Annotated in this window: 8 protein-coding genes and 1 pseudogene; 5 read left to right on the top strand and 4 right to left on the bottom strand. The window is 69.6% G+C overall.

Going from position 1 to position 15181, the window contains the following annotated elements:
* Positions 1–15 precede the first annotated feature (15 nt).
* Positions 16–4818, bottom strand: coding sequence for an NAD-glutamate dehydrogenase (locus AC3EGR_RS05950; RefSeq protein ID WP_488545524.1), 4803 nt, complete (start codon positions 4816–4818; stop codon positions 16–18).
* A 220-nt stretch (positions 4819–5038) separates the two neighbouring features.
* Between AC3EGR_RS05950 and AC3EGR_RS05945 the strand changes: the two genes are divergently transcribed.
* The 3 genes and pseudogenes from AC3EGR_RS05945 to AC3EGR_RS05935 form a co-directional block, all read left to right on the top strand.
* On the top strand, positions 5039–7348 hold the full coding sequence (locus AC3EGR_RS05945) for an NADP-dependent malic enzyme (RefSeq protein ID WP_488545523.1): 2310 nt from the start codon (positions 5039–5041) through the stop codon (positions 7346–7348).
* A gap of 259 nt (positions 7349–7607) precedes the next feature.
* A complete protein-coding gene (locus tag AC3EGR_RS05940; protein WP_488545522.1) occupies positions 7608–7970 on the top strand; it encodes a guanyl-specific ribonuclease in 363 nt (120 codons plus the stop codon).
* A gap of 50 nt (positions 7971–8020) precedes the next feature.
* Positions 8021–8446, top strand: a pseudogene (locus AC3EGR_RS05935) (barstar family protein); the annotation flags it as partial.
* 248 nt (positions 8447–8694) lie between these two features.
* Here the strand turns inward: AC3EGR_RS05935 and rsmA are convergent.
* From rsmA to AC3EGR_RS05920, 3 genes are read right to left on the bottom strand one after another with little or no spacing between them, the layout of a single operon-like run.
* Positions 8695–9474 (bottom strand): 16S rRNA (adenine(1518)-N(6)/adenine(1519)-N(6))-dimethyltransferase RsmA, encoded by a 780-nt coding sequence (rsmA, locus tag AC3EGR_RS05930; RefSeq protein WP_488545521.1) that lies wholly within the window; start codon positions 9472–9474, stop codon positions 8695–8697.
* Positions 9475–9485: 11 nt separating this feature from the next.
* Entirely contained in the window at positions 9486–10856 is a 1371-nt protein-coding gene (locus AC3EGR_RS05925) for a peptidylprolyl isomerase (RefSeq protein WP_488545520.1), read from the bottom strand.
* A 13-nt stretch (positions 10857–10869) separates the two neighbouring features.
* Positions 10870–13284 (bottom strand): LPS-assembly protein LptD, encoded by a 2415-nt coding sequence (locus AC3EGR_RS05920; RefSeq protein ID WP_488545519.1) that lies wholly within the window; start codon positions 13282–13284, stop codon positions 10870–10872.
* A gap of 61 nt (positions 13285–13345) precedes the next feature.
* Between AC3EGR_RS05920 and AC3EGR_RS05915 the strand changes: the two genes are divergently transcribed.
* Both AC3EGR_RS05915 and AC3EGR_RS05910 read left to right on the top strand, forming a co-directional pair.
* On the top strand, positions 13346–14464 hold the full coding sequence (locus AC3EGR_RS05915; RefSeq protein WP_488545518.1) for an aminoglycoside phosphotransferase family protein: 1119 nt from the start codon (positions 13346–13348) through the stop codon (positions 14462–14464).
* A gap of 4 nt (positions 14465–14468) precedes the next feature.
* Positions 14469–15176 carry a 16S rRNA (uracil(1498)-N(3))-methyltransferase gene (locus AC3EGR_RS05910; protein ID WP_488545517.1) on the top strand — a complete coding sequence of 236 codons (708 nt, stop codon included), beginning with the start codon at positions 14469–14471 and terminating at the stop codon, positions 15174–15176.
* Positions 15177–15181 lie beyond the last annotated feature (5 nt).

Raw genomic sequence — 15181 nt, 5'->3', positions numbered from 1 at the left:
GTGAGCCCCTGCGGCTCACACGAGGTTACGCAGCTCGCGCAGGGCGACCGATAGCATCGCCAAGTCGCCGCCGGGCGAATCCTTCAGTTCGGCCAGCAGCCGCTGCGCCCGCTCCAGTGCCTGCCGGTTGCCCTGCTCCCACCGGTCCAGGACCTGGGCCGCATCGCCCGTCTCGTGCCGCACCGCTTCCTGCGCGATGGAGCGCTGCAGGTCCACCAGGTCGTCCGCCAGCGCCAGCTTGGCCAGCCCCTGCCAGTAGTTGTCGGCGGGCAGCTGCTCGATCTGCTGGCGCATGCGCTCCAGCCCGAGCCGCTGGCCCACGCCGCCATGCACCTGCGCCGTCAGGGCCGCAGGACGCTTGCTCGTCTCGGCGATCTCCGCGATGTCCAGCGCCGAGAACAGGCGCTCGGAGGCATCGACCTGCGCGGCGAGATCCTTCGGCACGCCGGCTTGCGCCCAGCGCTGCGCGCGCTCCGACAACGGCCCCGTCGCGCCCTCGCTGCGCAGCGCCTGCACCACCGGCGCGAAGCGCCCCACCTGCTGCTCGGTGGGCTCGAACAGCCGCCGCGAGCGCAGGAACCAGGTCGTCGCACGGGTGACCAGCCCGCGCAGCGCGATCACCATCTCCGCCTGCACCTCGTCGGGCACCAGGTTGTCCAGGGCCTCGATCTGCTGCCACAGCGGCACCAGCCCGAACACCTCGCGGCTGGCCAGGTAGGCGCGCACGACCTGCGGCGGGGTACCTCCCGTGATCTCGCCCAGGCGATGCACGAACGTCGGCCCGACGCGGTTCACCATGCTGTTGAGGACATGCGTGGCGATGATCTCGCGGCGCAGCGGGTGGCGCGGGATGTAGGCGGCGAACTTTTCCTTCAGCTGCGTCGGGAAGTAGCGCTCCAGCGCGGTCGCGATCCACGGGTCCTCGGGCAGGTCGGACGCGACCAGCGCGTCGTTGAGCCACATCTTGCTGTAGGCCAGCAGCACGGCGCGCTCGGGGCTGGTGAGCCCCAGCCCCTTGGCGCGGCGCTCGGCGATCTGCTCGTCGGAGGGCAGGTACTCGATCGCGCGATCGAGCTCGCCGATCTTTTCCAGGAAGCGGATGAAGCGCGCCTGCTCGTCCAGCTGCCGGGTCGCGAGCCGCCCGCCGATGGACAAGGCCTGCGTCTGGAAGTAGTTGTCGCGCAGCACGAGGGCGGCGATCTGCTCGGTCATCTGCGGCAACAGGATGTCGCGCTGCTTGGAGGTGAGCTCGCCGTCCGCCTCCGCGATGCCGAGCAGGATCTTGATGTTCACCTCGTGGTCCGAGGTGTCCACGCCCGCGGAGTTGTCGATCGCATCGGTGTTGATCTTCACGCCCGCGAGCGCCGCCTCGATGCGGCCGCGCTGGGTGAAACCCAGGTTGCCGCCTTCGGCGACCACCTTGCAGCGCAGTTGCCCGCCGTCGATGCGGACCGCGTCGTTGGCGCGGTCGCCGACCTCCGCGTGGCTTTCACCCGCGGCCTTCACGTAGGTGCCGATGCCGCCGTTGTACAGGAGGTCGACCGGCGCCTTCAGGATGGCGGTGACCAGTTCGGCGGGCGTGAGCTGTTCGGCTTCGATGCCCAGCGCCGCGCGCGCCTGCGGCGACAGCGGCACGGATTTCTCGGACCGCGCCCAGATGCCACCGCCCTCGGAGATCAGGCTGCGCTCGTAGTCGGCCCAGGACGAGCGCGGCAGCCGGAACAGGCGCTCGCGTTCGGCGAAGGTGCGCTGCGCATCCGGATCGGGGTCGATGAAGATGTGCCTGTGGTCGAAGGCCGCGAGCAGGCGGATGTGCCGTGACAGCAGCATGCCGTTGCCGAACACGTCGCCGGACATGTCGCCGATGCCGGCCACGGTGAAGTCCGTCGCCTGCGTGTCGACGCCCATCTCGCGGAAATGGCGCTTGACGCTTTCCCAGGCGCCGCGCGCGGTGATGCCCATGGCCTTGTGGTCGTAGCCCTTGCTGCCGCCGGAGGCGAAGGCATCGCCGAGCCAGTGCCCGTATTCGGCGCTGATGGCGTTGGCGTAGTCGGAGAAGGTGGCCGTGCCCTTGTCGGCGGCCACCACGAGGTAGGGATCGTCGCCGTCGACGCGCACCACCTGCGGCGGCGGCACCGGCTTGCCGTTCACCAGGTTGTCGGTGAGGTCCAGCAGCCCCCGCAGGTAGTCCTGGTAGCAGGCCACGCCTTCCTTCAGGAAGGCCTCGCGGTCGCTGGCGGGCGGCGCCTTCTTGAGCACGAAGCCGCCCTTGGAGCCCACCGGGACGATGACGGTGTTCTTCACCATCTGCGCCTTGACCAGGCCCAGGATCTCGGTGCGGAAGTCGTCGGGGCGGTCGGACCAGCGCAGGCCGCCGCGGGCCACCTTGCCGCCGCGCAGGTGGATGCCTTCGAAGCGCGGCGAATAGACCCAGATCTCGTACAGCGGCAGCGGCTTGGGCAGGCCGGGGATGCGGGCGGAGTCGAACTTGATGGACAGGAAGGGCCGGCGCGGCCCGGCCGCGCCGGTGGCGCCCACGCCCGTGCGCCAGTAATTGGTGCGCAGCGTGGCCTGCAGCAGTGCGAGCAGCTGGCGCAGCACGCGGTCCTCCGTGAGGTTGCTGACCTTGTCCAGCGCCTGTTCCAGCGCGTTGACCTGGGAGGTGGCCGCCTCGGTGTCGTGGCCCTGCGGGTCGAAGCGCAGGCGGAACAGCGACACCAGCATGCGCGCGATGCGCGGCTGGCTGGCGAGCGTCGCCGCGATGGTCGCCTGCGACTGCGGAAAACCGATCTGCTGCAGGTACTTCGCATAGGCCCGCAGCACCACGACTTCCTCGGCCGACAGTGCCGCCAGCAGCACCAGCCGGTTGAAGCTGTCGCTTTCCACCTCGCCGCGGAACACGCGCGTGAACGCGTCCTCGAACAGGCGCGCCAGCGCCTGCGGGTCGTGTTCGCCGCTGATCTGCGCCTCCAGCGCGAAGTCGTGCAGGAACAGCGGGGGACGGCCGGCCGTCTCGATGCGGTGGTTGTCCTCCGCGAGCACGCGCACGCCCATGTGTTCCAGCATGGGCAGGCTGTCGGACAGCACCACGGGCGCGCCCATGCGGTAGACCTTCAGGCCCAGGCGGCCTTCGGGCGCGCCCAGCGGCCAATAGAGCGCCACCGCCAGCGGCTCCTGCTCGGTGAGTGCGTCCAGCTTGCGGATGTCGTGCACGGCCGCGCGCACCGGCACGCGCTCGCGGTATGCGACCGGGAAGGCGCCGCTCCAGCGGCGTTCCAGCGCCAGGCCGTTGGCCTCGCCCTCGGCCTCGACGAGGGCATCGCGCAGGTCGTCTTCCCAGCGGCGGGACGCGCCGGCCAGCTTGCGCTCGAGCTCCTTGCGATCGACCGCCGGCATGGGGTTGGGCGCCACGCGCACGGTGAAGTGGATGCGCGCGAGCTGCGTGCCCGACAGCAGCACGTCGAAGTCGATGTGCGTGCCGTTGAAGGCCTGCATCAGGATGCGCTGGAACTTCAGGCGCAGCTGCGTGGAGAACACGTCGCGCGGCACGAACACCAGGCAGGAGACGAAGCGCTGGAAGCGGTCCTGCCACAGGAACAGGCGCAGCCGGTGGCGCTCGCCCAGCGCGAGGATTCCCATGGCCGTGTCGTACAGCTCCTCGTCCGGGATCTGGAACAGGTCGTCGCGCGGGAAGATCTCCAGCGTGTGCTGCAGCGCCTTGGCCAAGTGGCCGCCGGGCGAGAAGCCGGCGCGCTGCGCCACGACTTCCACCTTGCGTCGCAGCAGCGGCACTTCCGTGACGCGCGCCGCATAGGCGCTGGACGTGAACAGGCCGATGAAGCGGTCCTCGCCCAGCACGCGTCCGCTCGCATCGAAGCGCTTCACCCCGATGTAGTCGGTGTACCCGTCCCGGTGCACGGTCGAGCGCGTGTTCGCCTTGGTGACCACGAGCGGGGGCGAGGGCGCGCGGGCGAGCGCGCGGGCCTGCGGCGGCAGGGCCGCGAAGCTGGCGGACTGTTCGCCGTGGCCTTCGCGCAGCACGCCCAGCCCGCTGCCCTCGACCAGCTGCAGCGCGAGCTCGCCGCCGCGCTCGACCAGGTCGTGCCGGCGGAAACCCAGCAGCGTGAAGTGGTCCCCGGACAGCCATTGCAGGAAGGCGCGGCTCTCCGCCGCCTCCTCGGGGGCGATGCCGGGGGGCGGCGTCTCCAGGGCCTGCTGCGCTTCGGCCAGCCGCGCGAGCATGGGCTTCCAGTCGGCGACGGCCGCGCGCACGTCGGCCAGCACGCGCTCTATCCCCTGGCACAAGGCGGCACGCTGCTCCGCGTCGACCATGCGGTCGACCTCGACGTACATCCAGGATTCGCGCGGCAGCTCCGGCGCGGCGTGGCGCGGCGCCACGGACTGCAGCACGCCGCGCGCGTCGCGCCGCACCGCGAAGATCGGATGCACGATCAGGTGCAGCGCGAGCCCCTGGCGGGCGATCTCCAGCGACACCGAATCGACCAGGAAGGGCATGTCGTCGTTGACGACCTGCACGACGCTGTGGCGCGACCCCCAGCCGTCGGCGCCGGGCGAGGGGCTGAACACGCGCACCTTGGGCACGCCCGGCGGCCGCTGCGAGGCGAACTGCCAGTGCGACAACAAGGCGCCCAGCAGGTCCTCGGGCTTGCGCTCGTCCAGGTCGTCCAGGTCGACCTGGGCGAAGTACTCGCGGGAGAAGGTGTCCAGCGGAACGTCGCGGGGGGCGTCACGCGAGTCGGCGCGCGCCACCACGGCGGCAATGCGTTCCTCGCGCTGGACTTCGGTCAGGGCTGCCATGTTTGCGGTCTCCTGGGCTGCGGGCACTGTACGAGTCCGCCGTCGGCAATGCCAATGCCCTTTGCCGGGCAGGGTATGCGTTTCCCGCATGGCGCACCGGTGGTCGGTACGCAGAACCACGCGCTAGGGTTTGCACGGACCGCGCGGAAACCGAGGTCTACAATGCCCTTCCCCCGAAAGAAGGCGCGCCAGCCGTTGGCCGCGCCCAGGAGACGCACTCATGTCCAGTAAGCCCCCGGCGAAATCCGACAAGCGCGCGGAGCTGCGCCAGGCCGCGCTCGAGTACCACGAGTTTCCGACACCCGGCAAGGTGCAGATCGCCGCGACCAAGCAGCTGATCAACCAGCACGACCTGGCGCTCGCTTACTCGCCGGGCGTCGCCGCTCCTTGCGAGGAGATCGTCAAGGACCCGACCGCGGCCTTTCGCTATACCGCGCGGGGCAACCTGGTCGCCGTGATCACCAACGGCACGGCCGTGCTGGGCCTGGGCGACATCGGCCCGCTGGCGGCCAAGCCGGTGATGGAGGGCAAGGGCGTCCTGTTCAAGAAGTTCGCCGGCATCGACGTGTTCGACATCGAGATCGCCGAGAAGGACAACCTGGACAAGCTGGTCGACGTGATCGCCGCCCTGGAGCCCACCTTCGGCGGCATCAACCTCGAGGACATCAAGGCGCCGGACTGCTTCTATGTCGAGCGCAAGCTGCGCGAGCGCATGAAGATCCCGGTCTTCCACGACGACCAGCACGGCACGGCCATCACCGTGGCGGCAGCCATCCTGAACGGCCTGAAAGTGGTCGGCAAGGACCTGAAGACCGTCAAGCTGGTCACTTCCGGCGCCGGCGCCGCCGCGCTCGCCTGCCTGGGCCTGCTGGTGAAGCTGGGCATCCCGCGCAAGAACATCTTCGTCACCGACCTGGCCGGGGTGGTCTACGAAGGCCGCAAGGAGCTGATGGACGAGGACAAGATCCAGTTCGCGCAGAACACCCCGGCGCGCACCCTCACCGACGTGATGGAGGATGCCGACGTGTTCCTGGGCCTGTCCGCCGGCGGCGTGCTCACGCCCGACATGGTCAAGAAGATGGCGGCCAACCCGCTGATCCTGGCCCTGGCCAACCCGAATCCGGAGATCAGCCCGGAGGACGCCAAGGCGGCGCGGGCCGACTGCATCATCGCCACCGGCCGCACCGACTACCCCAACCAGGTCAACAACGTCCTGGTGTTCCCCTACATCTTCCGCGGCGCGCTCGACTCGGGCGCCACCACGATCACCGACGAAATGGAGATCGCGGCCGTGTACGCGCTGGCCGAACTGGCGCAGGCGGAGCAAAGCGAAGTGGTGGCCGCGGCCTATGCCGGCCAGCAGCTGTCCTTCGGTCCGGAATACCTGATCCCCAAGCCCTTCGACCCGCGCCTGATGATCAAGATCGCGCCGGCGGTGGCCAAGGCAGCGGCGGACAGCGGCGTGGCGCTGCGGCCGATCGCCGACATGGACGCCTACCGGGAGAAGCTGCAGACCTTCGTCTACGCCTCGGGGACGACCATGAAGCCGATCTTCGCGCTGGCAAAGACGGCGGCGAAGAAGCGGGTGGCCTTCTGCGAGGGCGAGGAAGAGCGCGTGCTGCGCGCCGCGCAGGTCGTGTCCGACGAAGGCGTGGCCCGCCCGACGCTGATCGGCCGCTCCCGGATCATCGCCGAGCGTGTCGAGAAGTTCGGCCTGCGCCTGCAGGAAGGCCGCGACTACGACGTCGTCAACACCGAGTACGACGAGCGCTACCGGGACTTCTGGCAGACCTACCACCGCATGACGGACCGCAAGGGCGTCACGGTGCAGATGGCCAAGATCGAGATGCGCCGCCGCCTGACCCTCATCGGCGCGATGCTGCTGCACAAGGACCAGGTCGACGGCATGATCTGCGGCACCTGGGGCACCACCGACATCCACCTGCGCTACATCGACCAGGTGATCGGCAAGCGCGCCGGCTGCAAGGTCTACGCGGCCATGAACGGGCTGATGCTGCCCAACCGCCAGGTCTTCCTGGTGGACACGCACGTCAACTACGACCCGACGGCGGAGCAGCTGGCCGAGATCACCGTGATGGCGGCCGAGGAGATGCTGCGTTTCGGGCTGAAGCCCAAGGTCGCGCTGCTGAGCCACTCCAACTTCGGCAGCAGCAGCCAGCCCAGCGCCATCAAGATGCGCGACACCCTGGAGCTGCTGCGCGACCAGGCCCCGTGGCTGGAGGTCGACGGCGAGATGCACGGCGACGTGGCCCTGGACGGCCAGCAGCGGGCGAACATCATGCCGCACAGCACGCTGGCCGGCGACGCCAACCTGCTGGTGCTGCCGAACATCGACGCCGCCAACATTTCCTACAACCTGTTGAAGACGGCCGCCGGCGGCAACATCGCCGTCGGCCCGGTGCTCCTGGGCGCGGCCAAACCGGTGCACATCCTGACGGCCAGTGCCACGGTGCGGCGCATCGTCAACATGACGGCCCTGACCGTCGCGGACGCCAACGCGGCGCGCTAAGGCCCAGTCGGCGAGCTAGGACTAACTTCTTAGTCCTGCCGCCGGCGGCCAAAGGCCTTGCCCCCTGCCCAAAATTTGGGCGTCGGCTTGCGCTGGAGGGCCGCAACTGTCACACTACCGGGCTTGAAGTTTCCGGGTTAACCCGGGGATGAGCAAAGACTCGGGGCCTTCGGGACCCGGGTGGCGTCCCTTGAAGATCTCCGAAGAAGGTCCGTCCATGGCTCCATTGCGGGCAGTCAAGTTAGTGCTGACTAGCCTCATGGCAGCCGCCGCCATCAGCGGCGCATCCCTGGCCCACGCCTGGGACTGGAAGGGCTGGCCGGCCGAAGGAACGGTGGCGACGGTGCATGTCACCGAGCTGCCGCGCCAGGGCCGGGAGACCTACGAACAGATCCGCCAGGGCGGACCGTTCCCGCATGACAAGGACGGCACGGTGTTCGGCAACCGGGAGCGGCAGCTCCCGACCGAGAAGCGCGGCTACTACCGCGAATACACCGTCCTGACGCCTGGATCCCGCGACCGGGGCGCCCGGCGCATCGTGTGCGGAGGTCCGCCCCGGACGCCGCACGCCTGTTATTACACCGCTGACCACTACGCCAGTTTTCGCAAGATCGTCGACTGAACCCAAAAATGAAGCGGGACCTGTTTTTGACTACCGAGAAAGAAACGGAGATGGACCAACGACCACTTCGTCCTGATGTATCCGAAACGCCCCTGAAGGGCGTGCGCAGCAACATCGTGCAGTCGATCCGCGCCTTCCGCGTGCAGGACCTGCAGGAGAGCGCCACCCGGCTCGGCCACCACTTCCTCTACGCCAACCTGGCGACGGCGCAGAGCAAGCAGGACGTGCTGGACATGATCGCCCAGCAGTTCACCTTTCCCTCGCACTTCGGGAAGAACTTCGACGCGCTGTACGACTGCATGACGGATCCCCTGCACAAATCGGGCCCGCAGCCCGGCTTCCTGGTGGTCCTGGAGCACATCCCGGCCAACGGCAAGTTCGACAAGGAAGCGCGCGAGCAGCTGCTGGACATCTTCCGCGACACCGCCGACTACTGGGCGGACCGCAAGGTGCCGTTCCGCTGCTTCTACTCCTTCTCGGTCGCGCGCTCCGCGCAGGCCGGCAAGGGCGACCTGGCCGAAGGCCAGGTCGAGCCGGTGCAGCAGCCGGTGGCCAACGACGGCGAGAAGATGCCCACGGACAAGCTCCTGGACGTGTCCCCGCTGGCGCTGCGCATGAGCAGCCCGTTCAATGCGGGGTATTGGCTGGCGGCCGCGTAACCGACGCAGCGTCTCCAAAGAAAAAGCCCCGCGATGCGGGGCTTTTTTTCATCCCCTCACGCCGTTCACCAGCCGGCGTGGTTCTGCGTCAGTTGGACGCACAGCGCCAGGTACTCCGCCACCGGCACCTCCTCCGCCCGCCGCTGCACGTCGAAGGTCCCGGCGAAGCCCTTTTGCTCCAGCCACCGGCCCAGGGTGTGGCGCAGGAGCTTGCGGCGCTGGCTGAAGGACACCTGCACCAACTGCTCCAGCAAGCCGGGATCCACGGGCACCGGGTGGGTCCGCGGCACCATGCGGACCACCGCGCTGTCCACCTTGGGCGGCGGATCGAAGGCTTCGGGCGGGACGTGCAACACGTTCTCCATGGCGTAGCGCCACTGCAGCATCACCGACAGCCGCCCGTAGTCCGCCGTCGCCGGCGCGGCCACCATGCGGTCCACCACTTCCTTTTGCAGCATGAAGTGCTGGTCCTCCACCACCGCCACGAACGGCAGCAGGTGGAACAGGATGGGGGTGGAGATGTTGTACGGCAGGTTGCCGACCACGCGCAGCTTCGCCACGCCGAGTTCGGCCGCCAGCGCGGCGAAGTCCACCTTCAGCACGTCCGACTCGACCACCTTGAGCTGTCCGTGCTGGCGCAGCCGTGCAGCCAGGTCGCGATCGAGTTCGACCACCGTGAGCTGGCCCACGCGTTCGACCAGCGGCTGCGTCAGCGCCGCCAGCCCCGGGCCGATCTCCACCATGGCCTGTCCGGGCCGCGGCGCGATCTCGCGCACGATCGCGTCGATGATGGCCTGATCGGCCAGGAAATGCTGGCCGAAGCGCTTGCGCGCGATGTGCTTCACGACAGGCCGGACTATTGCGGCGGCTCGCGCAGCTCCACGTACGCGCGGCCCCGGACGTCCTGGGCCCAGCGCACGTAGGCCTCGTCCATGCGCTTTTCGCGCAGCAGGTTGCGCACCACCTCGCGCTGCTCCTTGGGACTGAGCTGCGACTGGCGCCGCTCCAGCAGCTGGATCAGGTGCACGCCGAAGCGCGAGGTGATCGGGTCGGCGATCTGCCCGGGGGTCAGCGCGTCCAGCACTTCCTCGAACTCCGGCACGAACATGCCGGGGCTGGCCCAGCCCAGGTCGCCGCCGTTGCGGGCGCTGGCGTCCTGCGAGTTGTCGCGCGCGATCGCCGCGAAATCCGCTTGGCCCGCCTGGATGCGGCGCTTGTAGTCGGCCAGCCGCTGGCGTGCCTGGGCTTCGCTCATCTGCGCGCTCGGGCGCAGGAGGATGTGGCGCGCATGGCTCTGGGTGACGGTGATGCCGGTCTTGCCCATCTCGCGCCGCTCCAGCAGCTTGACGATGTGGAAGCCGGCGGCCGATCGCAGCACGTTGCTGACGCCGCCTTCCTTCAGGTCGCGCACGGCGTCCACGAACAGGCCGGGCAGGCGGTCGGCGGTGCGGGCGCCCACCACGCCCGCGTTCTGCGCGGCGCCGGCAGCGTCGGAGTTCTCGCGCGCGAGCTTGCCGAAGTCCTCGCCGGCGCGGGCGCGCTGCAGCAGTTGCTCCGCCTTCGCCTGGGCCTGCTGCACCTGCTGCGCGCTGGCGCCTTCGGGCACGGCCACCAGGATGTGCGCGAGGTTCATCTCGGTGAGCGCCGGGTCGCCCCCGGGGCCCTGCTCGCGCAGGTACTGGTCGATGTCGAGTTCGGTGATCTTCACCCGCGCCTGCAGCTCGCGCTCGCGCAGGCGCTGCAGCAGGATCTGGTTGCGCAGGTCCTCGCGGAACTGTGCCTGCGACAGGCCATCCGCCTGCACGCGGCGGCGCAGCTCCGCCACGTCGACGCTGTTCTGGCGCGCGACCGAGGCCTCGGCCTGGTCCACCACCGCCTCGTCGACGCGCACGCCGGTTTCGCGCGCGACCTGCAGCTGCGCCTTCTCGGTGATGAGGCGATCCAGCACGTCGCGCGCGAGCTGCGCGCGCGGCGGCACGGGCGAGCCCTGGGCGGCGAGCTGCTGCTCGTACCGCTGCAGGCGCCGGCGCACCTCGTTGTTGGTGATCGGCTCCGAATTCACCACCGCCACGATGTAGTCCGCCGACAGCGGGCCGGCGTCGGCCCGCGGCGCCGGGCGGGCGCCGAGCTGCGGCGTGACGCGGAAGCCTTGCGCCACCGCCGGTAGGGCCAGGGCGGCCGCGAAGCCGGCGCACGCGAGCGCAAGTGCCAGGGAACGTGGAGTCATCGTGCTTGGATCTCTAGTCGTAATTGCTGTAGCGGCTGGGCGTCGTCGAGCGCTCGCGCAGGAACTGGTACCGGGGGATATTCTGCTTCAGGGTCTGCAACGCGTTCGAGCCGAGCTTGCTGAAGCCGACGAACTCCAGCTGGAACAGCACGCGCTTGTTGACATCGGTGCCGGCCTGCATCCGCTCCAGGACGATGCGCCCGATCCAGCAGCCGCCATCGTATTCCAGGCCGACGATGCCGTCGACGAGCCGGCTGTCGCGCAGGCTGTAGTTCAGGCGGCCCACGCTGTACCAGCGGCCCTCGCCCTCGCCCAGCCCGGGCCCGAGGTTCTGGCCCTTGTCGCCCCAGAGGTCGTTCAGCGGCCACTGCCAGCCGATGTCGATCTGCTCGCTCTGGCCCTGGGTGCGGCGGTAGGCGGCCGAGACCACGCGGTAGTTGCCCGGGCTGTAGCGCACGCCGAAGGTGGAACGGATCGACTCCCGGCTCTTGTAGTTGTATTGCAGCAGCCCGTCGGCGCTCCACTTCGGCAGGAAGCTGGCCGAGGCGCCGAAGAGGACATCGGACAGGCGCTCGTTCACCGGCGGCTGGCCCGGCAGCACCACGTCCTGGTCCGAAAAGCGCAGGCGCTGCGCGATGCCGAACTTGGCCGCCTCGGCGCCCGTCGCCGGATCGAGGAAGCGCGTGTTCACCCCCAGCGTGAGCAGGTTGTTGTCGGCGATGCGGTCGTGCCCGCCGTACTGGTTCTCGGTGTAGATGGTGGCGAAGTTGAAGTCCACCTGCGCCGTGTCGTAGGTGGGCAGCCGGTTCTGGTCGCGAAACGGCGAGTAGACGTAGAAGGCGCGCGGCTCCAGGGTCTGCACGTAGTGGCGGCCGAAGATGTTGGTCTCGCGCTCGAGCACCAGGCCGCTGTCCAGGCTGAAGGTGGGGACGGTGACCTGCGCGTTCTTCTCGCCCGTGGTCAGCGGCGTGTCGAAGGCGTAGTAGCGCGAATGCACCTGCGCCTTGGGGATCACGAACCAGCCCGGTGCCTGCCACGGCCGGCTGACCTGCGCGACGAGGTAGCTGCGCTGGCCGTCCGGCTGGTTCACCTCCGGGGTGGTGGGAAAGGCATTGCGCACCAGCGGATCGATGCTGTGCGTAAAGTGCGTGTAGTCGCCCTCGACGTAGGTGTCCAGGCCGCCCCAGGCGTTGTTGCGCGTCCAGCGCCCCGTGAGCTGCGGCGCGCGGTCGTACGGCGGCACGATGGGGCTGTCCGGGTCCTGCAGGGTCTGCCACTTCTGCACGCGCCCGCTGAAGCTCGCGCCGGCCCAGGACCATCCGAGCGTGCCCTCGTTGACCAGCAGGCGCTGTGTCAGCGAGGCGGAACTGCGCGAAAAATCGCGCCAGTAGTTGTCGTCGCTGACCCGGTTGAGGTTCACGTTGAGGCCGGAAACACCCAGCAGCGGCAGCGCCACTTGCGGCTGCGCGTGCTGCGCCGTGAAGCCCCAACGGTCCAGGCCGTTGCGCAGGCGGTCGCTGGGCAGGACGTGCGCACGGACCAGGCCGTTGTAGCCCGGTTCGAGGTAGCGGAACTCGCCCCCCAGGTCCAGGCCGCGGCGCGTCATCAGCGTCGGGAACAGCGTGGCGTCGCGGTTCGGCGCGATGTTCCAGTAGTACGGGAGGGTGACTTCCAGGCCGCTGCGGTTGTCCAGGCCGATGGTGGGCGGCAGCACCCCCGACTTGCGCTTGTCGCTCAGGGGAAAGCTGATGGAAGGCACCGGCAGGATCGGCACGCCCTTGAAGCTGAGCACCGAGCCTTCCGCATGCCCCACTTCCTCTTCCTCGTCCAGGCTGATGGAGGCCGCGCGCAGGATCCAGTCCGGCATCCACGCCGGGCCCGGCCGGCGCTGGCAGGTCGTGTAGGTGGCGTTGCGGATCACCGCGCGCTGGTCGTCGATGAAGTCGACCCGGCTCGCCTCGCCGTAGGCGTCGTTGCGCAGGAAGCGGTAGCGCGGCTCGTTGAAGAAGCCGTGGAAGGCGTCGACTTCCAGCTCCAGCAGCGGGCCTTCGAAGATGTTGCCCGCCTTGTTGATGTGGACGTCGCCCTCGGCACGCGCCTTGTCCGTGCCCTGGTTGTATTCCAGGCGGCGCGCGCGGATGACGGTGTCGCCGCGGCGCAACTCCGCATTGCCTTCCACGACGGTTTCGAGGTCGGGACGGCCCTGGATGCGATCGCCCTCGACGAAGGTCGGCAGCTGCGAGCGCTCGGCGGGCGTCAACGTCTCGCGCAGCACGGGTGCTGGGCGCACGCGCGGCGACGTGGCAGCCGGCGACTGCGCTTGTGCCTGCGCCTGCGCGGCCAGCGGCTGCAGGAGCGAAGCCGTCACGACCGCGACCGGGCTCAGGGCGAAGCGCGCGAGGGACGCCTTGTTTCTTGGGTGATGCATCGGGGTTCGGACCCGGGCTGCCCGCGGGCGCGCCACGTTGGATTTGTAGAATCGATTATCCATGAGCGATTCCGTGCCCAACCCCTCCGAGCCTGCCCCCGCGCAAGCAAAGCCTGCCCCCACGCAAGCAGGCGTCGCCTGGAGCGACCCCGGGCGCGAAGCCGCCTTCCACGCCTGGCTGGCCGGCGTCGCGCCTGCCCACGGGTTGCAGGCCGCCACGGTCCGGCCCGCTTCGGCCGATGCGAGCTTTCGCCGTTACCTGCGTGTCGATGGACGTGACGGCAGTTACATCATCATGGACGCGCCCCCCGAGCGCGAAGACTGCGCGCCCTTCGTCAAGGTCGCGCAGCTCATGGCGCAGGCCGGGCTGAACGTGCCGCGCGTGCTGGCCTGGGACGCGCCGCAGGGATTCATGCTGCTGGACGACCTGGGCTCGCAGACCATGATCGAAGTGGTCGATGCCGAGCCCACCCCGGCCACGCACGCGCTTTACCTGCGCGCCGTGGATGCGCTGGTGGACTGGCAGGCAGCGTCCAAGCCCGGCGTGCTGCCGGCATACGACGAGGCGCTGCTGGCGCGCGAGCTGGCGCTGTTCCCGGACTGGTACCTGCAGCAGCACCGCGGCCTCGCGCTGACGGCCGCCCAGCGCGCGACGCTGGATGCGCAGTTCAAGCTGATCATGGCGCGCAACCTCGCCTCCCCCAGCGTGTACGTGCACCGCGACTTCATGCCGCGCAACCTGATGATTCCGCGCGATGCCGCCGAACCCCGGCTCGGCGTGCTCGACTTCCAGGACGCGGTGTACGGCCCCGTCACCTACGACATCGCCTGCCTCATGCGCGATGCCTTCCTGAGCTGGGACGAGGAGTTCGTGCTGGACATCACCGTGCGCTACTGGCAGAAGGCGCAGAAGGCGGGCCTGCCGGTGGACGCCGACTTCGGCGAGTTCTACCGGGCCGTCGAGTGGATGGGGTTGCAGCGCCACCTGAAGGTGGCCGGCATCTTCGCGCGGCTGACGCTGCGCGACGGCAAGCCCAAGTACCTGGCCGATGCGCCGCGCTTCATCGGCTACATCCGCGCCACCGCGGCCCGTTACCGCGAGTTGGCGCCCCTGGCGCGCCTGATCGACGAGGTCGAGGGCAGCCAGGCCGTGTCGGGTTACGCCTTCGGGCGCGTCTGAGCCCGTGCCGCGGCTGCACTGCGGCGAGCCCCTGGCGACCGGCGTGTCGCTGTCGCTGCCTGCCGGGGCGGCGCGCCACGTGCAGGTGCTGCGGCTGCAGCCCGGCGATCCGCTGACGCTGTTCGACGGCCGCGGAGGCGAGTACGAGGCGCTCGTGGAACACATGGGCCGCAGCGAGGTGCGCGTGCAGGTCGGCGCCCATCACGCGGTGGAGCGGGAGACCGCGGTGGCCGTGCACCTGGCCCTTGCCATGCCGGCCAACGAGCGCATGGACTGGCTGGTGGAGAAGGCGACCGAACTGGGCGTGGCCTCGATCCAGCCGCTCGTGAGCGAGCGCAGCGTGCTGCGGCTGGCGGGGGACCGCGCGCAGAAGAAGCAGGCGCACTGGCAGGCCATCGCCATCGCGGCCTGCGAGCAGTGCGGGCGCAACCGCGTGCCGCCCGTGCACGGGGTGCAGGCCCTGGCCGGCTGGCTGGCCGCGCAACCGCAAGCCGGCTGGATGCTCTCGCTCGCCGCAGGCACGCAAGCCATCGGGCAAGTGCCGATGCCGTCGGCGCTCACGCTCCTGAGCGGCCCGGAAGGCGGGCTGTCACCGCCCGAGGAAGAAGCGGCGATCGCGCGCGGATGGACGCCAGTGCACCTGGGGCCGCGCGTGCTGCGGGCCGAGACGGCGCCGCTGGCGGCGTTGGCGGTGCTGACGCTGCGGGGGTGATGGGG

It is taken from the genome of Ramlibacter sp. G4-7, assembly GCF_057784995.1.
The sequence above is the reverse complement of the archived record's forward strand: the minus strand, read 5'-3'. Positions and strand labels throughout refer to the sequence as shown.